The 23,973-nt window shown below is 69.1% G+C and carries 23 protein-coding genes; 10 read left to right on the top strand and 13 right to left on the bottom strand.

From position 1 onward, the window contains the following. The first annotated feature begins 47 nt into the window (after positions 1–47). Genes ACYVIO_RS06465 through ACYVIO_RS06445 form a run of 5 tightly spaced genes read left to right on the top strand, consistent with a single transcriptional unit; the run spans position 48 to position 4,681 of the window. Complete coding sequence (locus tag ACYVIO_RS06465) at positions 48–992, top strand: ATP-binding cassette domain-containing protein (RefSeq protein ID WP_460649724.1); 945 nt, start codon at positions 48–50, stop codon at positions 990–992. Beyond that, positions 989–1,780 (top strand): ABC transporter permease, encoded by a 792-nt coding sequence (locus ACYVIO_RS06460; protein WP_460649723.1) that lies wholly within the window; start codon positions 989–991, stop codon positions 1,778–1,780. The genes ACYVIO_RS06465 and ACYVIO_RS06460 overlap by 4 nt, the downstream gene beginning before the upstream one ends. A gap of 56 nt (positions 1,781–1,836) precedes the next feature. Then, entirely contained in the window at positions 1,837–2,745 is a 909-nt protein-coding gene (locus ACYVIO_RS06455) for an SRPBCC family protein (protein ID WP_460649722.1), read from the top strand. Continuing rightward, a complete protein-coding gene (locus ACYVIO_RS06450) occupies positions 2,738–4,003 on the top strand; it encodes a methyltransferase (RefSeq protein ID WP_460649721.1) in 1,266 nt (421 codons plus the stop codon). The genes ACYVIO_RS06455 and ACYVIO_RS06450 overlap by 8 nt, the downstream gene beginning before the upstream one ends. A 33-nt stretch (positions 4,004–4,036) precedes the next feature. Then, positions 4,037–4,681 (top strand): TetR/AcrR family transcriptional regulator, encoded by a 645-nt coding sequence (locus ACYVIO_RS06445; RefSeq protein WP_460649720.1) that lies wholly within the window; start codon positions 4,037–4,039, stop codon positions 4,679–4,681. Here ACYVIO_RS06445 and ACYVIO_RS06440 read toward each other — a convergent pair. Continuing rightward, complete coding sequence (locus ACYVIO_RS06440; protein WP_460649719.1) at positions 4,668–5,360, bottom strand: pyridoxamine 5'-phosphate oxidase family protein; 693 nt, start codon at positions 5,358–5,360, stop codon at positions 4,668–4,670. The genes ACYVIO_RS06445 and ACYVIO_RS06440 overlap by 14 nt on opposite strands. A gap of 67 nt (positions 5,361–5,427) precedes the next feature. Here ACYVIO_RS06440 and pdxR point away from each other — a divergent pair, with 67 nt between their 5' ends. Next, the gene (gene pdxR / locus ACYVIO_RS06435; protein ID WP_460649718.1) at positions 5,428–6,789 is read left to right on the top strand and encodes a MocR-like pyridoxine biosynthesis transcription factor PdxR; all 1,362 of its coding nucleotides are present in this window, start codon (positions 5,428–5,430) and stop codon (positions 6,787–6,789) included. A 1-nt stretch (position 6,790) separates the two neighbouring features. Here pdxR and ACYVIO_RS06430 read toward each other — a convergent pair whose 3' ends face one another. Genes ACYVIO_RS06430 through arfA form a run of 6 tightly spaced genes read right to left on the bottom strand, consistent with a single transcriptional unit; the run spans position 6,791 to position 14,563 of the window. After that, entirely contained in the window at positions 6,791–7,780 is a 990-nt protein-coding gene (locus ACYVIO_RS06430; protein WP_460649717.1) for a glycoside hydrolase family 43 protein, read from the bottom strand. Continuing rightward, positions 7,780–10,002, bottom strand: a complete 2,223-nt coding sequence (locus tag ACYVIO_RS06425) for a family 43 glycosylhydrolase (RefSeq protein WP_460649716.1) — start codon at positions 10,000–10,002, stop codon at positions 7,780–7,782. Before ACYVIO_RS06425 ends, ACYVIO_RS06430 begins: the two co-directional genes overlap by 1 nt. Positions 10,003–10,027: 25 nt before the next feature. Beyond that, positions 10,028–10,855 (bottom strand): carbohydrate ABC transporter permease, encoded by an 828-nt coding sequence (locus ACYVIO_RS06420; protein WP_460649715.1) that lies wholly within the window; start codon positions 10,853–10,855, stop codon positions 10,028–10,030. Next, the gene (locus ACYVIO_RS06415) at positions 10,852–11,733 is read right to left on the bottom strand and encodes a carbohydrate ABC transporter permease (RefSeq protein WP_460649714.1); all 882 of its coding nucleotides are present in this window, start codon (positions 11,731–11,733) and stop codon (positions 10,852–10,854) included. The genes ACYVIO_RS06420 and ACYVIO_RS06415 overlap by 4 nt, the downstream gene beginning before the upstream one ends. Continuing rightward, on the bottom strand, positions 11,730–13,058 hold the full coding sequence (locus ACYVIO_RS06410; RefSeq protein ID WP_460649713.1) for an ABC transporter substrate-binding protein: 1,329 nt from the start codon (positions 13,056–13,058) through the stop codon (positions 11,730–11,732). Before ACYVIO_RS06410 ends, ACYVIO_RS06415 begins: the two co-directional genes overlap by 4 nt. Next, entirely contained in the window at positions 13,055–14,563 is a 1,509-nt protein-coding gene (gene arfA, locus ACYVIO_RS06405) for an arabinosylfuranosidase ArfA (protein WP_460649712.1), read from the bottom strand. Before arfA ends, ACYVIO_RS06410 begins: the two co-directional genes overlap by 4 nt. Positions 14,564–14,726: 163 nt before the next feature. On the opposite strand from arfA, the gene ACYVIO_RS06400 reads away from it, so the two are divergent. Continuing rightward, complete coding sequence (locus tag ACYVIO_RS06400; RefSeq protein ID WP_460649711.1) at positions 14,727–15,725, top strand: LacI family DNA-binding transcriptional regulator; 999 nt, start codon at positions 14,727–14,729, stop codon at positions 15,723–15,725. On the opposite strand, the gene ACYVIO_RS06395 is transcribed toward ACYVIO_RS06400, so the two are convergent. Together ACYVIO_RS06395 and ACYVIO_RS06390 are read right to left on the bottom strand one after the other, a co-directional pair. Further along, positions 15,722–17,410, bottom strand: a complete 1,689-nt coding sequence (locus tag ACYVIO_RS06395) for a M14 family zinc carboxypeptidase (RefSeq protein ID WP_460649710.1) — start codon at positions 17,408–17,410, stop codon at positions 15,722–15,724. The genes ACYVIO_RS06400 and ACYVIO_RS06395 overlap by 4 nt on opposite strands. A gap of 78 nt (positions 17,411–17,488) precedes the next feature. Beyond that, the gene (locus ACYVIO_RS06390; RefSeq protein ID WP_460649709.1) at positions 17,489–18,631 is read right to left on the bottom strand and encodes an FAD-dependent oxidoreductase; all 1,143 of its coding nucleotides are present in this window, start codon (positions 18,629–18,631) and stop codon (positions 17,489–17,491) included. Between the two features lie 85 nt (positions 18,632–18,716). Between ACYVIO_RS06390 and ACYVIO_RS06385 the strand changes: the two genes are divergently transcribed. Continuing rightward, the gene (locus ACYVIO_RS06385; RefSeq protein WP_460649708.1) at positions 18,717–19,271 is read left to right on the top strand and encodes a TetR/AcrR family transcriptional regulator; all 555 of its coding nucleotides are present in this window, start codon (positions 18,717–18,719) and stop codon (positions 19,269–19,271) included. On the opposite strand, the gene ACYVIO_RS06380 is transcribed toward ACYVIO_RS06385, so the two are convergent. Next, a complete protein-coding gene (locus ACYVIO_RS06380) occupies positions 19,268–20,008 on the bottom strand; it encodes a rhomboid family intramembrane serine protease (protein WP_460649707.1) in 741 nt (246 codons plus the stop codon). The two genes, ACYVIO_RS06385 and ACYVIO_RS06380, sit on opposite strands and share 4 nt — an antisense overlap. 114 nt (positions 20,009–20,122) lie before the next feature. Continuing rightward, positions 20,123–20,680: a peptidylprolyl isomerase gene (locus ACYVIO_RS06375; RefSeq protein WP_460649706.1), complete on the bottom strand. Its 558-nt coding sequence runs from the start codon at positions 20,678–20,680 to the stop codon at positions 20,123–20,125. Between the two features lie 283 nt (positions 20,681–20,963). Here ACYVIO_RS06375 and ACYVIO_RS06370 point away from each other — a divergent pair, with 283 nt between their 5' ends. Further along, a complete protein-coding gene (locus tag ACYVIO_RS06370; RefSeq protein ID WP_460649705.1) occupies positions 20,964–21,725 on the top strand; it encodes a DUF5324 family protein in 762 nt (253 codons plus the stop codon). Between the two features lie 66 nt (positions 21,726–21,791). Here ACYVIO_RS06370 and ACYVIO_RS06365 read toward each other — a convergent pair whose 3' ends face one another. Further along, positions 21,792–22,127 carry a hypothetical protein gene (locus ACYVIO_RS06365; protein WP_460649704.1) on the bottom strand — a complete coding sequence of 112 codons (336 nt, stop codon included), beginning with the start codon at positions 22,125–22,127 and terminating at the stop codon, positions 21,792–21,794. A gap of 178 nt (positions 22,128–22,305) precedes the next feature. Further along, a complete protein-coding gene (locus ACYVIO_RS06360) occupies positions 22,306–22,788 on the bottom strand; it encodes a methylated-DNA--[protein]-cysteine S-methyltransferase (RefSeq protein ID WP_460649703.1) in 483 nt (160 codons plus the stop codon). Positions 22,789–22,981: 193 nt separating this feature from the next. On the opposite strand from ACYVIO_RS06360, the gene ACYVIO_RS06355 reads away from it, so the two are divergent. Continuing rightward, complete coding sequence (locus tag ACYVIO_RS06355; RefSeq protein WP_460649702.1) at positions 22,982–23,803, top strand: DUF4328 domain-containing protein; 822 nt, start codon at positions 22,982–22,984, stop codon at positions 23,801–23,803. The last annotated feature ends 170 nt before the right edge of the window (positions 23,804–23,973 follow it).

Here is a 23,973-nt window from a genome sequence, read left to right as displayed (position 1 = left end):
CCAGATCCCCAGGCGGCGCGAGCCTGCCCGAAACAAGGCGAGGAACCATGACCCCAGCGATCGAGGTCCGTGGACTGCACAAGTCCTACGGCGACCAGCGGGTGCTCGACGGCATCGACCTGACCGTTGCCCAAGGCACCATTTTCTCTCTGCTCGGCCCGAACGGCGCCGGCAAGACCACCGTGGTGAACATCCTGTCCACGTTGGTCACCGCCGACGCCGGCGAGGTCCGGATCGACGGCACCGACCTGAGCGCCGCACCGGACACGGTCCGCGCCGCGATCGGTGTCACCGGCCAGTTCTCCGCGGTCGACGGCCTGCTCACCGGCGAGGAGAACCTGTGGCTGATGGCCGACCTGCACCACCTGGGCAAGGCGGCCGGCCGTCGTCGCGCCGCTGAGCTGCTGGAGCAGTTCGACCTGGTCGACGCCGGCAAGAAGACGGCGATGTCGTACTCCGGCGGCATGAAGCGCCGCCTCGACCTGGCGATGACGCTGGTCGGCGACCCGCGGATCATCTTCCTGGACGAGCCGACCACCGGGCTCGACCCGCGTAGCCGGCACAGCATGTGGCAGATCATCCGGCAGCTGGTCGCCGGTGGCGTGACGGTCTTCCTCACCACGCAGTACCTGGAAGAGGCCGACCAGTTGGCCGACCGGATCGCCGTACTCGACCACGGCCGACTGGTTGCCCAGGGCACCCCGGAGGAGCTGAAGCGGCTCGTCCCCGGCGGCCACGTCCGGCTCCGCTTCACCGCACCCGACGAGCTCGAGCTGGCCGCTCGCGTGCTGCCGGCCGGCGTACCGGATCACAGCGCGTTGGTCCTGCAGGTCCCGAACGACGGCCGCGTGCAGTCGCTGCGTGAACTGCTCGACCGGATCAACGACGCCTCGCTGGAGGTCGACGAGCTGACCGTGCACACCCCCGACCTGGACGACGTCTTCTTCGCCGTCACCGGTCACCCCACCGACGAGAAAGTGACGACCCGATGAGTACGACGACCGCACACCCGCTGGCCGACACCGCGACCATGCTCCGCCGGAACCTGCGGCACCAGCAGCGCTACCCGGGGATGACGCTGAGCACGCTGATCAGCCCGGTGATCATGCTGCTGCTGTTCGGGCTCGTCTTCGGCAAGACGTTCCAGGCCGGCATCGGCGGCGCCGGCTTCGACTACCTCGACTTCCTGGTGCCCGGCCTGCTGCTGGTCACGCTGGGCTCGGGCACCGTCCCGACCGCCGTCGCCGTCTGCACCGACATGACCGAGGGCATCGTGGCCCGGTTCCGCACGATGGCGATCTTCCGGCCGTCGGTGCTGGCCGGGCACGTGATCGGCAGCCTCCTGCAGACGCTGGTCAGCGTCGCGCTGCTGATCGGCGTCGGCCTGCTGATGGGCTTCCGTCCGACGGCGTCGTTCGGTGAGTGGCTGCTCGCGGCCGCACTGATCGTCGGTACGGCGGTGGCGCTGACCTGGCTCGCCGTCGCCCTGGGGCTGACCTCCAAGACGCCGGAGGCCGCGAGCAACGTGGTCCTGCCGTTCAGCCTGATCCTGCCGTTCCTCAGCAGCACCTTCGTCCCGATCGAGTCGATGCCGTCCGGCATCCGCTGGTTCGCCGAGTACCAGCCCTACACGCCGATCATCGAAACTCTGCGCGGCCTGCTGATCGGTACGCCCTACAGCGCCGGTGACGCCTGGCTCGCCGCGAGCTGGTGCCTGGTGGTCGCGGTCGGCGGCTACCTCTGGTCCCGGCGCTCGTACAACCGGGGAACAGCAGCCTGACCTGCAGAAAGACCAGGTTTTGAGCGAGTGCTCAAAACCTGGTCTATGCTGCGTTCATGACCACTCCTGAGGAACCGCCGGCTCCGGTCGCCTGGACCAAGCGGCTACCCGCGTTGCTGATCGTGGGGGCGACCGCCGTTCTCGCCCCGCTGCTGCTGGCCAAGGCCGGCCGGCTCGACACCGCCGCGCTGTTCGTCGGCGCACCGCTCGCGATCGCCGTGGTGATCGCCCTCCTGCCGCCCGCGAAGAGCCTGCACGGGCTGACCTTCCGGGTCGTCACGTTCGCGCTGATGATCACGTCGGCGTTCCTGCACGAGGGCGCCGCCTGCGTGCTGATGGCGTCGCCGCTCGTGTACGGCGTGGCGCACTTCGTCGCCGAGATCCTCCGGCAGTCCCGCAACCGCCAGGCCGGCCAGCGGTACCAGGCCGCACTCGCGATCTTCCCGCTGCTGATCGCCGGACTCGAGGGAACGGCGTACCGGGTGGATCCGGTCCAGCAGGTCAGCACCAAGCGCGTGGTCGCGCTGTCGACCGCCGAGGTGGAGACCCGGCTCGCGCAGGGTCCGGACTTCTCGGCCGAGCGGCCGTTCCTGCTGCGGTTCACCGGGTACCCGACGCCGACCGCGGCGACCGGCGGGGGGCTCGCGGTCGGGACGCGCTGGACGTTCACGCTGGCAGGGGACCCGATCGTCACCGAGGTGGTCGCGCACGACCGGCGGCGGATCGCGTTCACCGTCGTCTCCGACCAGTCGAAGACCCAGCGCTGGTTGCACTGGCAGGGCGCCACGATCCGGCTCACCCCGCGGCCGGACGGTACGACGGCGGTCAAGCTGAGCGTCGAGTTCACCCGCCGCCTGGATCCGAGCTGGTACTTCGGCCCGATCGAGTCCGCGATGGTCAGCGCCGGCCTCACCCACTTCGCCGACAGCCTCGGCCTCGAGGACGAGGCGACGGGCGATGACTGAGCTGGTGGTTCTGCGCTGGCTCTGTCTGCTCGTACCTGTGGTGCTGACTCGGGTGCTGTGGCGCAGACCTTCTCGCCAACGGGCCGGTGCTGCCCTACTCGGCTTTCTGTTCGCCTTCGTCGCGCTTGGAGCAACCAACCGGTTGGCTGTTTGGCTCGGCTGGTGGTCCTTCGAGGAGGTGCCGGGGAGCTTTCTGGGGATGCCGCTGGATCTGTGGATCGGGTGGGCGCTGTGCTGGGGCGCGCTTCCTGCACTGGTGCCCGGTCGCCTGGTGATCTGGGTGCTGACCTGTGGATGGATCGATCTCCTGCTGATGCCTCGCCTCGACGGTCTGGTCGAGCTCGGCCCGCACTGGCTGTTCGGCGAGGCAGTCGCGCTCGGCCTCGTTCTCGTCCCCGCCGTCCTGCTCACCCGCTGGACCGTCGACCGCAACCAACTGACCGGTCGGTTGCTTATCCAGCTGATCACCTTCACGGGACTAGTGCTTTGGTTGCTGCCGTCGGCGGTGATGAGTGAGGGCGACGGCTCGTGGGATCACCTGATCGGCGGGCCGGTCTGGCGGACGTCGCTGATCCTCCAGCTGATGGCTCTCGCGGCGGTCCCGGCGCTGGCCGCCGTGACCGAGTTCGTCAAGGGCGGCGGTACGCCGTACCCGTGGGACCCGCCGCGGCGACTCGTCACCACTGGCCCTTACGCCTATCTCGCCAACCCGATGCAGGCTTCGGTCGTCGTCATGCTCGCCCTGCTCGCGATCGGCACGCAGAGCTGGTCGCTCGCGCTGGCGACGGTCGGTGCGGTCTCGTTCTCGCACTTCGTCGCCGATCCGCACGAACGCGAGCAGCTCGCCGCCCGCGAGCCCGAGTGGCGCGCGTACGACCGCGAGGTCAGGGCGTGGATCCCGAGGCGCCGCCCGTACCGACCGCAGGCCGAGCTCTACCTCGCCGAGAGCTGCACGATCTGCTCGCAGACCAGAACCCTGATCGAGTCGACCAAGCCGGACGGCCTCACCATCACCGCGGCCGAGACGTATACGGTGGCTGGGCTGCGGCGGGCCTTGTACGTCGGACCGGACGGCCAACGCGCGAGCGGGCTCGGCGCGCTCGCCCAGGCCTTCCAGCACAGCGGTCCGGGCTGGGCGTACGTCGGCTGGCTGATCGGGCTGCCCGTCGTACGACCGCTGCTGCAGCTGCTGCTCGACGGCATGGGCGGTGGTGAACGCGAACTGCCGGCCCGCCGACCTGGAAAACTCAGCCCCTGAAGGGCGACCCGGCCTGTGAGAGGAGCCCTGACGATGGCGAAGACCACCCGCGCCGACCTGCTCGACGCCGCGCTGCGGACGATCGGTGAGCGCGGCTTCGCCGGGGCGTCGGCACGCACGATCGCGACCGAGGCCGGGCAGAACCAGGCGCTGGTCTTCTACCACTTCGGCACCGTCAACGACCTGATCGCGGCGGCCTGCCGGGAGAGCACCGAGCAGCGCGTCGCGGTGTACCGCGACCGGTTCGACCAGGCCACGACCTTCGCCGAGCTGCTCGCGGTCGGCCGTGAGGTGCACGTGACCGAGCACGCCGAGGGCAACGTCGCCGTACTGGCTCAACTGCTCGCCGGCGCGCGCGGCAACGAGGTGGTCGGTACTGCGGTCGCGGACGCGCTCAACCTCTGGGTGGTCGAGGTCGAGAAGACGCTGGCCCGCGTGCTTGCCGACAGCCCGTTGCTCCCGCTCGTCGATCTCGGCGGACTGGCTCGCTCGATCTCGGCCGGCTTCATCGGGATCGAGCTGCTCGACGGCGTCGATCCCGAAGGCGCCACCCGCGCGCTCGCCTCGCTCGAGCAGCTGGCCGTTCTCACCGAGACCTTGCTGTCCGAGCTGGACAACCTCGGCCCGGTCACCAGCCGCCTGGTGAAGCGCAGGCTGAACGCACTCACCAACCCGTAGCCGCGGGCGCTCCGAGCTGGTTGGCGCGGGTCCGCACATGCGCGGGCACGAGTAGGTCGCAGTCGTCGTTGGTGATCGGCTCGTCGGCGACCACGCGCAGCGGGACGACACCGGTCCAGTACGGCAGGTCGAGGTCCTCGGGGTCGTCGTTCGCTCCGCCGGCTCTGGTCTTCACCGAGGCCTCCGTCAGGTCGAGTGCGAGGACCGAGGTCTTCGCCAGTTCCTTCTTGTTCGGGACCCGCGACCCGCGCGACCGCCCCGGCACCAGGTGGTCGACGATCACCGTCAGCCCGTGCAGCTTCTCGTCCGGATCCGTGACCAGCTGCGGAATTCCCAGTACGACGGCCGACCGGTAGTTCACCGAGTGGTGGAACGCCGACCGGGCCAGCACGAGCCCGTCCACGTGCGTCACCGTCACGCAGATCGTCTGCTCCGGCGCCGCGACCACGCTGCGCGCGGCGACCGACCCGTGCAGGTAGAGCGTGCCGTCCTGCCCGCGGTCGAAGTCCACGCCGTACGCCGTGGGCAGCACCAGCGGGTCGCCGTCGAGCACGACGCCGAGGTGGCAGAACATGCCGGCGGTGAGGACGTCGTACAGGGCCTGGCGGTCGGTGGCGGCGCGTTCCTTCGAGCGACGCAGCCGGGTTCGCGCGGTCGGGGACAAAGGAATCGTGGTCATGATCTGAGCGTGGCAGAGTAGTGGCATGCCTGCCCGGTCCAATTCGCGACGATTCGAGTAGTCCATTTTGCGTACCTCGCTGCCGTTCACCGTGGATCGTGCCGCTGGGCTCGCGCTGCACCTGCAGCTGGCCGAGCAGGTCCGGGCCGCGATCCGCGACGGCCGGATCCAGGCGGGGCACCGGCTGCCGTCGACGCGCGATCTGTCCCGCGAGGTCGAGGTATCAAGGGCGGTCGCGCAAGCGGCGTACGACCAACTGCACGCCGAGGGCTGGATCGAAGGGCGCACGGGGTCCGGGACCTACGTCGCCGACGTGGTGCCGCTACCTCCGGCAACGGCCGAACGGGCGCGACCCCATCAACCACCGGAACCAGATCTCCTCACCCTCCGTCCCGGCATTCCGTTCATCGCCAGCGCACCGGATCCCGGGTGGCGGCGCGCCTGGCGTGAGGTCTCGGCGCAGACCCCGCCGCGGGGGTACGACAATCCCGCCGGCCTGCCCGAGCTCCGGGCCGCTCTCGCCGAGCACGTCGGCCGGGTGCGCGGGATCGCTTGTGGGCCGGAGAACCTGGTGATCACCAACGGCACCGTGCACGGTCTGCGCCTGCAGCTCTCAACTACCCTCGCGCCGGGAGACCGGATCGCGATGGAGGACCCCGGCTACGTCAACGCGGCGAACGCCGCCCGGTCGCACGGGCTCGACATCGTCGACGTACCGGTCGACGCGGACGGGATGCGGGTCGACGCGCTGGTCGACAACGTCGCCGCGGTCTATGTGACGCCCTCCCACCAGTACCCGCTCGGCGGCCGCCTGCCTGTTGCCCGGCGCAACGAACTGATCCGCTGGGCGCGGCGGACCGGCGCGACGCTGATCGAGGACGACTACGACAGCGAGTTCCGGTACGACGTGGCGCCGCTGCCCGCGCTCGCCCAGCTCGACCTCGACCGGGTCGTCCACCTCGGCACGCTCTCCAAGATGCTCAGCCCGTCGCTCCGCCTCGGCTGGCTGGTCGCGTCCACGACCGTGGTCGACCGGATCGCCGCCTTCCGCGAGGACGCGAGCGACTGGCCGGCCTGGCCGATGCAGGCCGCCCTGCTCGCGATGCTGCGCGACGGCTACCTCGACCACCTCGTCCGCCGCTCCAGCCGCCTGTACGCCGACCGACGCAACCTCACCTGCCGCATGCTCGCGCCGTACGGGCGAGTGGTCGGCCAGGACGCCGGCCTGCACATCACGCTGCTGCTGCCCGACCACGTCGACGACCAGGTCCTCGCCGCAAAAGCCCGAGCCGCCGGCGTCGCCGTCGCACCCCTCGCCGACTACCGCCGCACCATCCAAGGCCCACCCGGCCTCGTGATCGGCTACGCAACCCCGTCCGACGAGGACCTGGTGACAGCCCTGAAGATCCTGGTCGACTTGCTCAGCTGAGTCAGGGCTTGGAGGGGTTGTCCTTCAGCGGCGGCTGGACGACCGGCTTGTCGCCGTCCCAGGTCAGTTCGGACAGCCACATCGTGCGGCCGGGTGGGTCTACGCCGACCAGGGCAGGGTCCCAGGCGTGGTAGATGAACCAGTACTTGCCGTCCTTCTCCAGCACCATGTTGTGGCCTGGTCCGGCGGCGTCGGCTGATGTGGTGAGGATCGGGTCGCCGGACTTGGTGCACGGTCCGGCGGGCGTCGTGCAGAGGGCGTGGCCGACGGCGTACTCGGCCTTGTCGTAGGCGTTGGCGGAGTAGAAGAGGTGGAACTTGCCGTTCCGCTCGACCATGTACGGCGCCTCGACCAGGTTCCCCTCCCAGGGGAGGTCCTGCTTGATCAGCTTGGTGGTCTCGCCGACCAACTGGAGTCCGTCGGCCGACAGCTTGGAGACGTAGATCCAGGTGTCCATGCCGACCGCGTTGCCGTCGTTCTTCCAGTACAGCCAGCGTTGGCCGCTCGCGTCCTGGAACGGACTCGCGTCGATCGACCCACCCTCAGCTGCCTGACAAACCAAGGGATTACTCGATTTGTCGATATATGGACCTTCGGGCTGGGAGGCGACCGCGACACCGAGGCACTGGCGGCCGGAGGCGTCGTTCGAGCTGGTGTAGTACATGACGTACCGGTCGGGACCGTGCACGGCGACCTCCGGCGCCCAGACCTTGCCGGCCGACGTCCACGCGGGCAGCTCCGGCAGCGCGTCCCCGACCTGTTCCCACGCGACCAGGTCGGCGGACTTCAGCGTCTGGATGTTGCCGAGCGGCCCGTTGGTCGCGAACGCGTAGAACGTGTCGCCGGCCGCGATCACCTGCGGGTCGGCGAAGTTGTTGTCGTAGACGGGGTTGGTGAATCCCACACTCGCTCCTTCGGACGGCGGGCCGGAGCCGCCGCAGGCCGCTGTCAAGACGACCAGCAGCAGCGACAACCCCAGCCCGCGCAGCATCACTTGCTCTCGTAGAACCGCAGGTAGTCGAACGTTGCCACCGGCGCCGGGTTCGCGCCGGTGAACTCGCCGTGCGCGAACAGTCCGAGCCTCGGCGTCTCACCGGCCGGGAGCACCCACGATGCTCCCCAGACCCACTTCTTGCCGTCGACGCTCGTCCCCGCCTGGTAGACGTGCTCGCCCGCGGCGTTCTTGTGGAACGCGAGCCGCATCCACAGGTCCTTCGCGGACCGGCCGATCGCCGCGCCGCCGTAGCTGGTCGCACCGTCGGACTCGCGGGCGACGAGCTCACGCCCGTACTCCGTCTGTCGCGTCCGCCAGATCGAGACGTCGCCGAGCCGGGCGAAGTCGTCGTCGTTGCGGTACGCGACCATCCCGGCCTGCTGGTAGTTGCGGATGTCGCCCTCGCCGAGATCGAGGTTCAGCTTGGTCTCGGCGATCCAGCGGTCGGTGGCCGGCGTCTGGTGGAACAGCAGTCCCGCATTGTTGCCGGATCCGACCAGGTCGGCGTTCTGCAGCGGCCACGAAAGCTTGCCGTCAGCAACGACTGCGTTGGCGTCCGGCCGGACCCACGACCAGCCGGCACCGAGAGCGCCGGTGAACTCGTCACCGGCCAGGAGCTTGCCCGGCTTCGGCTGCGGCGCCAACGCCTTCACCGGCTTGGCGACCGCGCGGACGGTCAGGTTGTCGACCTCCGCCGAGCCGAGCCAGCTGACCGGCGCCGCCTTCACCTGCAGCTTCGGTACGGCGAGCCGCGCCTCGGCGTACAGATCACCGAGCCCGGAGTCGCTGAGCCGTGCGGTGACGACACCGTCGACGACCTGGACGCTCAGCTTGTTCCACTGCGTCCGGTCGAAGTCGGCCGGGATCGCCGCACTGGCGGTCTTGCCCCCCGCGACGACCGTGATCTTGTTCGCCGAGACCGAGGCGACGACCGAGCCGCCGACCACGGTCGTGAAGCTGCTGCCCAGCCGGACATCGGCGTCGACCCTCAGCGATCCACCCGGAGCGGACTGCTTGGTCGTCGCCGCGCCCTTGAGCTGCGCGAAAGGCCCACCCAGCGCGTCACCAGTACGCCGGGTCGCCAGCCACAGTCCCGAGGCGGGATCGGCCGCGGTGATCCCGGCGGACGAACCCGTCGCCGGCGCGGGCTGCGGAGTGTCGGACGGTCCGGCGCCCGCGCGGGTCCGCGGCCAGCCGTCGATCCAGTCGATCCGGTCGACCAGCATCGGCCGCCGGTTGATGCCGAACGGGTCCGTCAGCCACGGCGTTCCGCGGTCAATCGCGTGGTACAGGATGTGGTCCTGCCCGGCGGCGTCGGTGAAGAACGCGTGGTGGCCGGGGCCGATCCACTTGTTGCCGTTCTGGGTGACGACCGTCGTCCCGCCGACGCGGGACTCGTTCATGCTCGCGCCGTCGGCGTCGAGGAACGGGCCCTTGGGCGACTTGGACCGGCCGGCGAAGACGGAGTACCCGGTGGTCGGGCCCGCGCAGCAGTTCATCGAGGAGGCCATCAGGTAGTACCAGCCGTCGCGATAGACGACGTACGAGCCCTCGTACCGGTCGCCGATAGTGACCTGGGTCGGCTCGCCGACCGCTTGCAGGCCGTCCGCGGTGACCTCGGTGACCGAGATGCCGCCGTAGAAGCCGCCGTAGTAGAGGTACCGCTTGCCGTCGGCCGCGGTCAGCAGCGCCGGGTCGATCGTGTTGAACCAGCCGCCGTTGCCATCGGACTTCGGCGTGACGACGGGCCCGCCGGTCGCGGTCCACGGACCGGCCGGTGTCGGCGCGGTCGCGACGCCGATCGAGTAGTCACCGCCGGGGTTGGCCGCGGTGTCGGTGACGGTGAAGTACATGACGTACCGGCCGCCGAAGTAGCGGATGTCCGGCGCCCAGAAGAACGAACCGGGTGCGGCCCACGACGGCTTGGTCGCGTCGTTGAAGACCGTGCCGAGGTACTCCCAGGAGCCGAAGTCCTTGGTCCTGGCCATGTGCATCAGGCCGAAGGGGCCGTTGGCAACGAGTGGGTCTGAGGTTGCGTAGGCGTACCAGTAGCCGTCGCGGCCTTGGATGATCGACGGGTCGGCGAAGGTGTCGGCGAAGGGCTTGGAGATGTCGTTGGTGGTGGTCACCGGTGGCGGCGGCGCCGCGACGGCGGCCGTCGTACCGGTCGCTACCGCGGCCACGGCTAGGGCCGCGGCGAGGAGACGTCTGGGAGGCACTGGCGGGTTCCTCTCGGGGAGTGTTTCAGCCTTTGATGCCGCTGCGCGCGACACCTTCGATCACGTACCGCTGGACGAACACGTACAGGATCAGGACCGGTACGGCGGCGACGGTCGCGCCGGCCATGATCACCGGGTAGTCGGTCGTGTAGGCGCCCTGCAGCAGGCTCAGACCGGCCGGCAGGGTGAGGCGTTCGGGACTGAAGAGCACGAAGAGCGGCCAGACGAAGTCGTTCCAGTTCGCCAGGAACGACAGCACCGTCAGGGTCGCCAGCGCCGGTTTCGCGTTCGGCAGGATGATCCGGGTGAAGATCGTCCAGGCGTTCGCGCCGTCGATCAGCGCGACCTCCTCGAGCTCCTTCGGGATGGCCAGGAAGAACTGCCGCATGAAGAACACGCCGAAGGCACCGGCCGCACCGGGAACGACGAGTGCCCAGAACGTGTCCAGCCAGCCCAGCTTGTCCATCAGCAGGTAGTTCGGCATCAGGAAGACGAAGCCCGGCACGAACAGCGTCAGCAGGATGAAGCTGAAGATGAACTTCTTGAACCGGAACTCCATCCGGGCCAGGGCGTAGCCCGCCATCGACGCGACCGCGACGACCAGCACCGCGTGCAGGCTCGCGGCCGCGAAGCTGTTGAGCGCCCAGCGCAGTACCGGGTTCTGCCCACCGGTGGTGAGCACCTCCCCGAAGGCACGACCGCTTGGCTCCTGCGGGATCAGCGTGGGCGGGTCGGCCTGCGCCTCCCCGACGGACTTGAACGAGGTGATCACCATCCACAGCAGCGGGACGACGACCAGCAAGGTCAGCAGCACCACCATGACCCAGAAGGCAGCGGACGGTCGGCGCCTCATGACTTCCGCTCCCTCATCAGTCCGAACGTGATCAGCGCGACGACCGCGAGGCACAGCGCCAGCAGGTAGCTCATCGCCGAGGCCTGGCCCATCCGGAACTGGCTGAACCCGATGTCGGTGATCACCATCAGCGCGGTGGTCGTCGTGTCACCGGGTCCGCCCTGCGTGATCAGCAACGCCTGGCCGAACATGTTGGCGCTGGCCAGCAGCGTGATGGTCACGATGAACACCGTGACCGGACGCAGACCGGGCAGCGTGACGTTGCGGAACTTCTGCCACGCGTTCGCGCCGTCGAGCTCGGCCGCCTCGTACTGCTCGGCCGGGATGTCCTGCAGCCCGGCCAGGTAGATGATCGCGTTGAACCCCGTCGTCCACCACACCGTCACCGCGACCAGCGCGACGAACGCGTACGGCTGCTCGGTCGTCCACCCGATCTCCGGTACGCCGAAGATCCCGAGGAACGCGTTCAGGATGCCGAACGTGGTGTCCAGGATGTAGCGGAACATCAGCCCGATCACCGCCACGCCCAGCACGTACGGCGCGAAGTACACCGCCCGGAAGAACGTCCGGCCCGGGAAGTGACGGTTCAGCAGCACGGCCAGACCGAGCGGTACCGCCACCAGGAACGGCACCGACGCGATCGTGAAGATCCCGGTCGCCCGCATGCCGTGCCAGAACGGTTCGGCCGTGGCCGACAGCGGATCGAACAGGTCCTTGTAGTTCTGCAGCCCAACGAAAGGTTTGCCGGGCAGCTGGAAGTCCCAGTCGTGCAGGCTCATCCACAGGCCGAAGACAGCCGGCCCGAGGACGAACACCGTGAACAGGACGAGGTACGGCGCGAGGAACAGGTACGGCGTGGCTCGCCCGTGCCCTCTCATGCCCCGTACTTCTTGCGGTTGGCCTCCAGGATCTTGTCCGCCCGGGCCGCCGCGTCGGCCAGTGCCTTGGCAGGCTCGGTCTTCTGCAGGACCGCCTCGTTGACCGCCTTGTTCAGCTCGGCCAGCGCGTCACCGATGCCCGGCACCGACGGCGGGAAGTGCAGGTCGTCGATCTGCGTCGCCAGCGCGGCCTGCTCGGGCAGCGCCTGGAACTCGGCCGACTCACGGACCTGCTTGCGGGCCGGCACCTGGCCGCCCTTGGCCCACTCCAGCGACTTCTGGCTGACGTAGTTCACGAACACCCGGGCCGCGGTGGACTTGTTCTGGTCCGGCGTCTTCAGCTTCGGCAGGCAGAACTGGTGCGAGCCGGCCCAGGCGGCCTTGGTCCCACCGATGTTCGGCAGCGGAGCGACGCCCCACTCCAGGCCCTTCTTCTCCTTGAACGTGTTGATGTTCCAGATGCCGTTCCAGACGAAGGCGTTCTTGCCGTTCATCACCGCGATGTTGTCGGCGTCCTGGGCGACGTTCTTCGGGCTGTGCCCGTTCTTCACCAGGTCACTGAACCAGGTCAGCGCCTTCACGCCGGGCTCCTCGTGCCAGACCGTCTTCGAGGAGTCCTCGTTGAACAGCTGCCCGCCGTACTGCCAGAGCAGGGCCTGCACGCTCAGTACGCCGGTGAACGGGAACGGCGTGGCCCAGTGGCCCTGGATCCCCTTGCCCTTCAGGGCGTCCAGCGCGGCGGCGTACTCGTCGGCGGTGGCCGGAGGCTTGGCCGGGTCGAGACCGGCCTGGGTCATCAGCGTCTTGTTGTAGAAGAACCCGAGCGGGTGCACGTCGAGCGGGATGCCGTACCGCTTGCCGTTGTACTCGCCGGCCTTCCAGACGACGTCGGCGAAGTCCTCCTGCTTCAGCTCCAGCGCCTTGGCCACGTCGTCGAGCGGCTCGATCACGTTCCGGGCCGCGTTGGTGGCCAGCGAGTCCACGTGCATGATCGCGACGGCCGGACCGCGGCCGCTGCTCACCGCGGTCGGCAGCTTGGTGTAGTAGTCGGACCACTGCATCACGGTCATCTTGACCTTGACGTTCGGGTGCTCGGCGTTGAACTGGTCGACCAGCTTGCGCATGAACGGGCCGTCGCCACCGGTGAAGCCGTTCCAGAAGTCGAGCTCTACGTTCGGGCCCTCGTAGCCCTTCGCGCCGCCGTCGCCGTTCGCGGGCGCCGCGCCGGGCTTGCCCGCCGAGCCTTCCCCGCAGCCGGCCAGGATGCCTGCCGCACCGAGTGCGCCGATACCGCCCAGCACGAGTCGCCGGTTGATGGTGTTCACCGTGTACCTCCAGGGGAGAGCCTGATCATGTGCCACGAGGCCGGAGGCAGCGTGGCGCGGCAGATGCCGTTGTCGATGCCGGTCCCGTCGACCGGTCGGGGGACGACCCGGTCCGGCTCGGCGGCTGTGTTCACCGCGGCCCGGTCGTCGTCGTACAAACCCAGGTGTTGCGTGACTTCGAGGTTCCCCAGCGCATGCAGCGGGACCTCCAGCGCGACCTCGTCGGTCTCGCTGCGGTTCACCACGAAGAGCGCCACCTCGCCGGTGCTCTCCTCGTACGTCGCGGTGCTCCACAGGGCCGGTACGTCGCCGTACCGGTCGGTGTGGACGGTCGGCCCGGCGATCTCGGTCCGCAGGACGGTCGAACCGGCGTACTGGGCCGTGAGCGCGAACGGGTGGAAGATCGTCTGCCGCCACGCGCTGCCGCCGGGCTCGGTCCGGATCGGGCCGATCACGTTGACCAGTTGCGCGAGGCAAGCGATCTTCACCCGGTCGGCGTGCCGCAGCAGCGTGATCAGCAGACTGCCGACCACGACCGCGTCGTCGACGCTGTAGGTGTCCTCGATCAGCGGGCTGACTTCCCGGACGTCGAGACCGAGCTCGCCGGGGAACCGCTGCTGGTACCAGACGTTCCACTCGTCGAAGGAGAGCGTGATCTCCTTCGGACTGCGCTTGAGCGCCTTGACGTGGTCGGCGGTGGCGACGATCGAGGTGATCATCGCGTCCATCTCCTGCGCCGAGGCGAGGAAGCTGGCCTGGTCGCCGTCCTTCGGTTCGTAGTACGCGTGCAGGCTGATGTGGTCGACCAGGTCGTAGGTGCGCTCGAGCACCGTGCGCTCCCAGTCGCCGAAGGTCTCCATCTGCGCGTTGCTCGACCCGCAGGCGACGAACTCGAGGTCCGGATCGACCCTGCGCATCGCGTTCGCGGTCTCCTCGGCCAGCCGGGCGTACTCGTCGGCGGTCTTGTGGCCGATCTGCCAGGGACCGTCCATCTCGTTGCCCAGGCACCAGACCCGGATGTCGTGCGGCTCCTTGGTGCCGTTCGCGACCCGCCGGTCGGGCAGCTCGGTGCCGGCCGGCAGGTTGCAGTACGACAGGAGCTCGACGGCCGCCTGAATCCCCCGGGTGCCCAGGTTGACCGCCCAGATCGGGTCGACCCCGGCCTTGCGCGACCAGGCGACGAACTCGTCGGTGCCGAACTGGTTCGGCTCGATCGCGCGCCAGGCCAGGTCCAGCTTGCGCGGCCGGTCCTGCTTCGGGCCGACGCCGTCCTCCCAGTCGTAGTTGGAGACGAAGTTGCCGCCCGGGTAGCGGATCGCGGTGACGCCGAGCTCACGGACCAACGCCAGGACGTCGGTCCGGAACCCGTCCGCATCGGCGTCCGGGTGGTCCGGTTCGTAGATCCCGGTGTAGACGCAGCGGCCCATGTGCTCGACGAACGAGCCGAACAGGCGGCGGTCCAGGCTCCCGACCACGAACGCTGGATCGACGGCGAGACGTGCCACTGGCCTTCCCCCTTGCGATCTTTACAACGTTTACCGAGTTTGGTGTTGGGGGATTTTTACAACGATTGACATCCGCTGGCAAGAGCTGGCCCCTCACGGGCTGGTCCGGTCTGCGGAACGGCCGTGACAGACTCTGGCCGAGCGAGCAGGGGAAGGGACCACGATGGTGACGAGGCTGAGCGACGTGGCGGCACGGGCCGGCGTCTCGGTGAAGACGGTGTCGAACGTCATCAACGACTACCCGCACATCACCTCCCAGACCCGGGCCAAGGTCCAGGCGGCGATCGAGGAGCTCGACTACCGGCCGAACGTCAGCGCCCGCTCGCTGCGCAAGGGCCGCTCGGACTTCATCGCGCTGGCGATCCCCGAGATGGCGTCGCCGTACTTCGCCGAGCTCGGCGCGGCGATCTCCCGGGCGGCCAAGAAGCGCGGGATCACGGTGCTGATCGACCAGACCGAGGGCGAGGCCGCGGCCGAGAAGCTGGTCCTGGACGGCATGCGCGGCCAGCTGATCGACGGCATCATCTTCTCGCCGATCACCACCTCACCGGCCCGGATCGGCGAGACCGAGACGGCCAAGCCGATCGTGCTGCTCGGCGAGCGCGACGCCGGCGGCCGGCTCGACCGGGTCGCGGTCGACTCGGTCCAGGCGTCGTACGACGCGACCACGCACCTGATCTCGCTCGGCCGGCGGCGGATCGCGGCGATCGGGGTCGGCGGTGGCGCCGGCACTGGATCGGTTCGCCGGAAGGGTTATCGCAAGGCACTGAAGGCGGCTGGGATCGCGCACGACCCGGCGCTCGAGCTGGCCGGTACGGGGTACCACCGCGAGGACGGCGCCGCCTCGATGCGCGAGCTGCTCGCCCTGCCGGAGCGGCCGGACGCGGTGTTCTGCTTCAACGACCTGCTGGCGTTGGGTGCGTTGCGGACGCTGGCCGAGGCCGGACTGTCGGTGCCGGGCGATGTCGCCGTGATCGGCTTCGACGACATCGAGGACGGCCGGTACCACTCACCGTCGCTGACCACGATCGCGCCGGACATGGAGTGGCTGGCCGACCACGCCGTCGCGCTCCTGCTCGACCGGATCGCCGGCAACGGTGAGGCCGCGCGTCGCGACCTCACCGTGCCGCACACGTTGAAGATCCGTGAGTCGACCGGCTAGAAGCTGGCCGCGCACGTGGTGAGGTTGGCGGTCACGCTGGCGCCGCGAGCGACCGTGACCTGCCGGGTCTCCAGGACCTGACCGGTCGGGCGTTCACAGGTCAGCGTCCACGACTCGGTGCCGCCCTGTTGGACGACGGTCGGCCGGGTCGACGGGTTGGTGTGCCAGGTGTAGCTGCCGCCGGCCGGGACCACCATCGTGGACTCCAGTACGTCGGGGAGCTGCGTGCCGTTCCACGTCTTGGTGGTGAACGACTTCTTCAGCCGGAGCACCGCGCCGGCCGGGCCCGAGCCGGTGACGATCGAGTGCCGGGCCGGGTTGATGGTGGACTCGGCCGCGAGCAGGAACGCCGAGCGGTTGCCCTTGCCCGCCGTACTGCCGGTGCCGAAGTAGTAGTTCACGACGTTCGAGAACGCCGGGTGGAAGCTGCTCGTGCCGTGCTCGAAGGTGAAGCCGAGGCCGCCGGTCGCGTAGTACGACCAGTCCTCGGTGGTGCCGGTGGTGTCGTACAGCTCGTAGCTGAACTGGCTGTCGTACCCGTTCTGCGCGGCCATCTGGTCACCGAGCGCCTTGTAGATGCTCTCGTCCGGCGTGGGTCCGGCGCCGGCGTACCCGGGCTCGCGGAGGACCAGGTTCGAGTAGGTGTGGTTGGTGATCAGCGTGGTCACCTGGTGCGCGGACACCAGCGCCTGGACGTTGCGCGACTCGGGCTCGCTGAACGCGCTCGCGCCGCGGTAGGTCTCGGAGGTCAGGCTGGTGGACGCGCCCGGACCGCCCCAGAAGCCGGAGTAGTTGCGGTTGAGGTCGGTGCCGCGGGAGCGGTTGGCCGACTGCGCGCACTGGCCGGTGGTCGGGATCTGGCCGTTGGTGATCCGGCAGTTCTTCCGCTTCAGCTCGTAGCCGAGAGTCCGGCTGAGATTGAAGCCGTCGGGGTTCACGACGGGCACGAAGATGACGCGGGCCTTGTCGAGGATGTTGGTGATCCGCGGGTCGACGCCGTCGTTCTTCAGCAGGTCGTACGCGAACTCCATCGTCAGCTCGCCCGACGGCCACTCGCGCGCGTGGTGCAGGCCGAGCATCAGGAAGACCGGCTTGCCGTTGCTGGTGCTGACGTCCCGGGTGACCTCGATGCCGCGGATCGCGCGGTTCTCCAGGGAGTTGTTCTTCAGCGTGAACTGCTTGACCTTGGTCGGGTACTGGGTGGCGAGCGCGGCCATCTCGTTGGTGTAGTCGGCGAGCTGCCGGTACGCCGTACGGCCACTCGGCAGCGTGGCCGCGACCGCCTTGTTCTTCACGGCTTTCGCGTACGCCGCGTCTGCTGCTTCCCGTTCGCGGTCGGCGCCTTGGAGGTCGTCCTCGAGCGTCGACCAGGTGAGGCCGGCCAGCTCGAGCAGCCGGCGATCGTGGTTGCCGTAAGCAACTACGTCGACAAAGCTCTTTCCGGCCGACTCGGCCAGGTCCAGATCGAGCGTGCTCAGCCGCTGCTTGTCGGCGGCCGTCGGGGTGTTGACCCGGAGCAGCTGGACCAGCTCGTCCTGCGCGTAGGCCTGGGCCTTCGGGTCAGGCGGAGTTGCCGCCTGCACCTGCCCACCGGCACCGACCGCGAGCGCGGCCGCGAGTGCCAGGGGGACCAGTCGTTTCCATCGGGCGGGATGGGACACGGTGACCTCCAGTAGTGAGTTCACGACGTTGGGTAACTGGAGGGTAGAGGTCGGCGGGTGGTCGCGGAAGGCATTTCGGTGGGCGGACGGGAAAACCCTCGGTCAGTCGGCCCGGACGGCCGACAAGCGCACGGCCAACCCTCGCCGGACGGCCGGGAGTTGGCCCAGCAGGCGGAGGACGAGGTTGCGGGCTGGACGGAGCGCGGTCGGGGCGGTGGCGATGCGGGTGAGGCGGTGGGCGAGGGAGACGACTTCGAGGGCTTCGGCTCGGGCTTGTACGGCGTACTGGGTGAGGGCCGTCTCGTCGCCGGTGTCGAGGGCTGTGGACAATGCCTCACCGAGGGTGATGGCGTCGCGGAGTCCGAGGTTCATGCCTTGGCCGCCGGCCGGACTGTGGGTGTGGGCGGAGTCGCCGGCCAGGACCACGCGCCCGTTCAGGTACGACGCGGCGACGCGCTCGTGGATCCGGAAGCGGGAACCCCAGATCACCTCGGTCACCCGCGCGACGGAGCCGCCTGCAGTTCCACCCCGGGTGTCGAGGAGTTGCTGGGCGTAGGCGACGTCGACCTGCTCGGGCGCGCTCTCGACCTCGGCGACCAGGCGGAACGAGCCGTTCGGCAGGGGAGCGACGACCAGGACGCCCTGGGTCGCGAGGTAGAGCTGGACCTGGTCGGACTCGAGGCCGCCGTCCACCCAGACGTCGGCGAGGCTGAAGTTCAGGGCCAGCGTGTCGCCGGTGTCGTCGCCGAGGCCGGCGAGGTCGCGGATCCGGCTGTGCATGCCGTCGGCCGCGACGACGTACCGGGCGGTGATGGTCTCCCCGGTGTCGAGGGAGACGACCGCGTGGTCGTCGTACTGGGTGATCCCGGTCGCCTCGCACGGGCGGCGGACCTTGCCGCCGAGCTCCTCGAACCGCTCGACCAGCACCTGCTCGGTGAGGTCCTGCGGGATCATCAGGGTGTACGGGTACTTGGTCGGCAGGCCGCCGAACGGTACGCCGATCAGCTCGTGGCCGCGGTCGCGGATGCTGAACCGGGACGCCGGTACGCCGAGCTCGACCAGGCGATCGCTGACGCCGATCCGCTCCAGCATCTCCAGCGTCCTCGCGTGAACCACCGCTGCCCGCGAGGTGTTGGCACCCTCGGCGAGCTTGTCGATCACCACGACCTCGCGCCCCGCCTCAGCGAGCACGACGCCGACCGCCAGTCCTACCGGCCCGGCTCCGACCACTACGACATCCGTCATCTCCGCCTCCTGGTCAACGCTTGTTGACTTAGACGGTACGACGCTCCGCTAGTCAAGTCAACAGGTGTTGACCTAGGCTGCCGGTATGCGACGTTCCGGCGACCAGACCAAGGCCGCGATCCTCACCGCCGCCCGCGAACGCTTCGCCGCCGACGGCTACGAGCGCGCCACGATCCGCTCCATCGCCGCCGACGCGTCGACCGACCCCGCGCTCGTCATGCGCCACTTCGGCAACAAGGAGAAGCTCTTCGCCGCAGCCGCCGACTTCGACCTACGCCTCCCGGACCTCTCCACCCTCCCTCGGGAGTCCCTGGGGTCAGCCCTGGTCGACCACTTCCTCCGCCGCTGGGAAGAAGACGACACCCTGCAAGCCCTACTCCGAGCAGGAGTGACGAACGAGGCCGCCGCCGACCGCATGCGCGAGATCTTCACCAGCCAGCTGGCCATCGCAGCAGCAGGCCTGTCCGACAATCCGGAACTCCGCGCCGGGCTGGTCGCCTCACAGACGCTGGGCCTCGGCCTGTGCCGCTACGTCCTCAAACTCGGCCCGGTCGCCGAGATGCCCAGGGCAACAGTGATCGCCTGGCTCGCCCCGACCGTCGAGCGCTACCTGACCGCACCCAACCCTTTGGAAGGTTAGGTTCTCGTTTTGTTGCGGCGTTGCTTGGTTTCCTGGAGGAAGAGCCAGGCGAGGGCGGCGCCTACGACGAAGCCGCCGAGGTGGCCTTCCCAGCTGATGTTGGGGAAGGTGAAGGAGATCACCGCGGTGATCGCGACGTACGCGAGGATCCAGGTGACGTCCATGCCGCGGGCCCTGCTGATCACCAGGAGGGCGCCGACCAGGCCGAGGACGGCGCCGGACGCGCCGAGGGTGGCGCCGAGCGGGTTGCCGAGGATCCAGACCGCGACCCCGCCGCCGAGCGCGGACAGGAAGTACAGCAGCGTGAACCGCACCCGGCCGAGCATCTGCTCCAGCGGCGGACCGACCTGGTAGAGCATGAACAGGTTCGAGAAGATGTGGAAGATCTGCACGTGCGCGAACGCCGACGTGAGCAGGCGCCACGGCTCGGTGTCGACCAGCGCCGGGACCAGGACCAGGTCGTTCACCAGCCGGCTGCTGCTGGTCCGGATCGCGATGAAGACCAGCACGTTGATCGCCAGCAGCGTCAGCGTGACGACCTGGGTGTTGCCGCGGGCGACCCCGCCGAGCGACGTCCGGGTCCGGGGAACCGACTTGACGCCTTCGTTGAAGCAGGAAGGGCACTGGAACCCGACCGACGCCGTGTTCATGCAGGACGGGCAGATCGGCTTCTCGCAGCGCTGGCAGCGCACCCCGGTGGGCCGATCCGGGTGCCGGTAGCAGACGGTCTCGGTCACGGGCTGGTCCTCTCGGCGGATCTGTGGAGCGTCACTCGGAGGTCGCTGGAGTCACGAACGGCCGATCCGGTGAGATCGGCCGTTCGGTGAAAGTCCTGCGGGTGCAGCGGTGGTTCAGCTGGTGCGGGTCTCGACCTTCACGCTGTTGATGACGACCGGCTCGACCGGCTGGTCGGCGCCCTTGGTCTTCACGGCCGCGATCTCGTCGACGACCTTGCGCGACGCGTCGTCGGCGACCTCGCCGAAGATCGTGTGCTTGCGGTTCAGGTGCGGCGTCGGCACGACGGTGACGAAGAACTGCGAGCCGTTGGTGCCGCGGCCGAACTGGATGCCCGCGTTCGCCATCGCCAGCAAGTACGGGCGGTCGAACTGCAGGTCCGGGTGGATCTCGTCGTCGAAGGCGTAGCCCGGCGAACCGGTGCCGGTGCCGAGCGGGCAGCCGCCCTGGATCATGAAGCCGGAGATCACCCGGTGGAAGCCCAGACCGTCGTAGAAGCGGTCGTTCTTCTTCTCACCGGTCTGCGGGTCGGTCCACTCCTGGGTACCGTCCGCGAGGCCGACGAAGTTCTTCACGGTCTTCGGCGCCTCGTTGGGGAACAGCCTGATGACGACGTCGCCCTTCGACGTCTGCAGGGTCGCGAACAGTTCTTCGGCCACAGGACTACTCCTCATCGAATAACAACTGACGCCCTCGATCCTGTCACGGAGGTTCAAGTCGGCGGCCACCGACCGGCCGGGAAGCCGGCCCAGGATCCGTCCACAGGCTGTGGACAACGCTTGCCGATCGGCCGCTGCCCGATCGGCTTCCACCGGGTGGCCGGGGCGACCGGTTTATCGGCTGGGTACGTCGTACGATGCAGATGCAGCCGGATTTGTCCAGAAGCCGTACAGGTCGTCCCACTCCGTCGCTGGGCCGGACCGAGCCCGTGACACGGGCGACCACCGAGGAGGAACCGTGGGTTTGTTGAAGTCCAAGGGCCGGGTCGAGACCGCGAAGGACCGCGTCCGGCCGCTCGCCGAGACGGCATCGCAGAAGGTCGGTCCGGTCGCGGGCCAGGTCCGCGACCACCTCGGACCGGCCGTGGGCACCGCACGGGAGAAGGTGTCGCCGTACGCCGAGAAGGCCGTCGAGCGTGGCGCCTCGATCGCGCACACCGCGGTGGGCAAGGCCCAGCCGGTGATCGACGACGCGCTGAGCAAGGTCGGACCGGCCACCGAGCACGCTGCCGAGAAGGCGCGGGAGCGGTTCAACGACGACCTGATGCCGAAGGTGACCGCGGCGCTGGCGGCCCTGGCCGCGGCCGCCGAGCCGGTGGTCGAGGAGACGTCGCGCCGGGGCAAGGCCACCAAGGCCGCGCTGCGCGGTGAGATCGAGGCCCCGAAGAAGAGCCACAAGCTGCGCAACTTCGCGCTGCTGCTGGGCTTCGGTGCTCTCGCGGCCGCCGCCGTACGCAAGCTGCTGACCCCGCCGGAGCCGGCCTGGCAGTCGACCCCGACCAGCGGCCGCGACTACAGCTCGGCCCCGGCCGGGACGACGTCGCGTCCGACCCCGGCCGCCGACAAGCCGGCCGCCGCGAAGCCGGAGACCGCGACCTCGAACGGCAAGACCGAGGACGCGAAGGCGGACGAGGCTCCGAAGGCGTCGTCGAACGGGACCGCGAAGAAGACCACCACGTCGGCGCGGAAGCCGGACAGCCCCAAGCCGTCCGACTCCTGACACCACCGCAGCAAGCACAAGGGCCACAGACTCTCGGAGTCCGTGGCCCTTGTGGTTTCACTGCGTTCAGTCGTCTTCGTCCTCGTGCTCGTCGCGCCCCGAGGTGGTGGAGATCCGGCCGGCCGACAGCAGTTGCGTCGCGTACCGGTGGGTGATGCAGGGGTAGGTGGCGCCGCAGTGCACGCAGACGGCGTCGTTGCGGTGCATCCACGGCAGGACGCCGAACCGTTTCGTCTTGGTCAACGGCTCGCGGTCCGGGGCGTGCAGCTGGAGCGCCTCACGCGCCGCGTTCTGGATCTCCGGCGCCGACCACTCCTCGGCACTCTTGTCCATCAACGCGTGGAGGTCCGGGTGGAGTGGGTCGCCGGCGGTGACCGGCGGATCGGCAGGGGACTGGGTCATCTTTCGTCTCCGGGCTGAAGGTCGGGGCGGGGCACGACCGGACCAGGCTGGAACGGTTGTCTGAAGCGTGTCAGTCTGATCGCTCGCAGCGACACTAGCCGCTGCGAGGCCTACTCCTGCCACTGCCCGGCAGTACTCCCGAGTAAGGGTTTGGTCAGGTTCTCGCCAGGGCGGCCGGTCAGCTCCAGAGGTTCTCGAACGCGACCCGGGCCTCGAGCTCCAGCAGGTGCCGTTTGCGTGGGATCCCACCGCCGAAACCGACCATCTTGCCGCCCGCGCCGACCACCCGGTGGCAGGGCACGACGAGCGGCAACGGGTTGCGGTTGCAGGCCACGCCGACCGCCCGCGCGGCCCCCGCGTCGCCGACGATCTTGGCGACGTCGCCGTACGTCTGCATCTCGCCGTACGGGATGCGGGTCAGCTGCTGCCAGACCGCGCGTTCGAACGTCGAGCCGCTGCGCACCGAGAGCGGCAGGTCGAAGTCGGTCCGCTCGCCGGCGAAGTACGCCTTCACCTGTTCCTGGGTCTCGACCAGCAGCGGATCAGACACGGTGGCCGGCTCGATCCCGTCCACGACGCCGAACGAGACCCGGCACAACCCGGTGTCGTCGACGGCCAGGGACAGGTCACCGATGGGCGAATCGATCACGGACCAGCGCATGGACTCATCCTCCCTCCCGGCACCGACACTTTTTTGTCAAGCACCGTCTTTGTCAGGCACCGCCCCCGTCAGGCACCTCGGGCGGCACAATGGATGCGGCGGGTGACGGCCGACACCTAAGGTTCTGGCTTCGTCACACTGTGTGTGCTATCTCTGAGTCGCCCTCTTCCCGACCGGCAGCGAGGGGTTGTCCGTGACCGACCAGACCCCTGGCTCCGACCTCCCGAGGTACCTGCCGGGCACGTACCGCTCGAGCACCCCGCCGACGTACCCGCAGTACGGCGTACCGGTGGCCGGCGGCGCGCACCTGCTGCCGAAGCGGCCACCGTCGCCGCCGCTCGACCGGTGGTTCACCTCCGAGCACGCGATGGGCCTGGCCGCCTCGGTCCTGATCGGCGCCGTCACGGTGATGAGCTGGGCCACCGCCTGGTCGGACTGGAACTCGTACCGCACTCTCCGCCTGTACGCCGGCGACCCGGACCGGATGGACGACGCCGACCTGATCTCCGGGCTGTTCGGCATCATCGCCGCGCTCGCACTGTTCACCGCGGCCGCGGTGTTCATCGTCTGGCTGTGGCGGGTCCGCTGGAACGCGGAGATGTTCTGCCGCGGCGAGCACCGCTACACCCGCGGCTGGGTGCTCGGCGGCTGGATCGTCCCGGTGGTCAACCTCTGGTACCCCAAGCAGGTCGTCGACGACATCGTCGCCGCCAGCGACCCCCGCACCCCGCCGCACCTGCCGACCCTGCGCGGCATCCCCGGCACCCGGCTGGTCTGGGCCTGGTGGCTGACCTGGGTCGTCGGCCTGGTGCTCGACAACATCGGTCAGCGCAGCGTCCTCGACGGCGCACCGCAGCTCGGCGAGCTCCGCGAGAACGCCTGGTTGTCGACCGTCTCCGCGGTCAGTACGACGGCCGCGGCGGTGCTGGCGATGATCCTGGTCCGGCGGATCAACGACCTGCAGACCCAGCGGCCGTGGACGCCGTGGTGGGCGCACGGGACTCCTGCGCCGTAAAGCAACCCGTCACGGACCGTCCACTGCGTCGTTACAAGTGGTGATGGGCGTAGGAAAAGAACTCGTTAAGTCGATACCCTCCGTGCTGGGCTCGACTCCACACGGGTACTTACTTCGTGGTATCAATGGGGCTCGGTCACGCGGGGGCAGGATTCGACCGAGACGCCGAA

The sequence above is a fragment of the Kribbella endophytica genome, assembly GCF_054781295.1.
The sequence above is the reverse complement of the archived record's forward strand: the minus strand, read 5'-3'. Positions and strand labels throughout refer to the sequence as shown.

Coding starts and splice junctions, on each gene's coding strand:
- ACYVIO_RS06450 (WP_460649721.1), top strand. CDS start 2,738: ATGACTGAGCTGGTGGTTCTGCGCTGGCTCTGTCTGCTCGTACCTGTG.
- ACYVIO_RS06455 (WP_460649722.1), top strand. CDS start 1,837: ATGACCACTCCTGAGGAACCGCCGGCTCCGGTCGCCTGGACCAAGCGG.
- ACYVIO_RS06385 (WP_460649708.1), top strand. CDS start 18,717: ATGCGACGTTCCGGCGACCAGACCAAGGCCGCGATCCTCACCGCCGCC.
- ACYVIO_RS06465 (WP_460649724.1), top strand. CDS start 48: ATGACCCCAGCGATCGAGGTCCGTGGACTGCACAAGTCCTACGGCGAC.
- ACYVIO_RS06360 (WP_460649703.1), bottom strand. CDS start 22,788: ATGCGCTGGTCCGTGATCGATTCGCCCATCGGTGACCTGTCCCTGGCC.
- ACYVIO_RS06445 (WP_460649720.1), top strand. CDS start 4,037: ATGGCGAAGACCACCCGCGCCGACCTGCTCGACGCCGCGCTGCGGACG.
- ACYVIO_RS06460 (WP_460649723.1), top strand. CDS start 989: ATGAGTACGACGACCGCACACCCGCTGGCCGACACCGCGACCATGCTC.
- ACYVIO_RS06400 (WP_460649711.1), top strand. CDS start 14,727: ATGGTGACGAGGCTGAGCGACGTGGCGGCACGGGCCGGCGTCTCGGTG.
- ACYVIO_RS06415 (WP_460649714.1), bottom strand. CDS start 11,733: ATGAGAGGGCACGGGCGAGCCACGCCGTACCTGTTCCTCGCGCCGTAC.
- ACYVIO_RS06420 (WP_460649715.1), bottom strand. CDS start 10,855: ATGAGGCGCCGACCGTCCGCTGCCTTCTGGGTCATGGTGGTGCTGCTG.
- ACYVIO_RS06375 (WP_460649706.1), bottom strand. CDS start 20,680: ATGAGGAGTAGTCCTGTGGCCGAAGAACTGTTCGCGACCCTGCAGACG.
- ACYVIO_RS06440 (WP_460649719.1), bottom strand. CDS start 5,360: ATGACCACGATTCCTTTGTCCCCGACCGCGCGAACCCGGCTGCGTCGC.
- ACYVIO_RS06390 (WP_460649709.1), bottom strand. CDS start 18,631: ATGACGGATGTCGTAGTGGTCGGAGCCGGGCCGGTAGGACTGGCGGTC.
- ACYVIO_RS06430 (WP_460649717.1), bottom strand. CDS start 7,780: ATGCTGCGCGGGCTGGGGTTGTCGCTGCTGCTGGTCGTCTTGACAGCG.
- ACYVIO_RS06365 (WP_460649704.1), bottom strand. CDS start 22,127: ATGACCCAGTCCCCTGCCGATCCGCCGGTCACCGCCGGCGACCCACTC.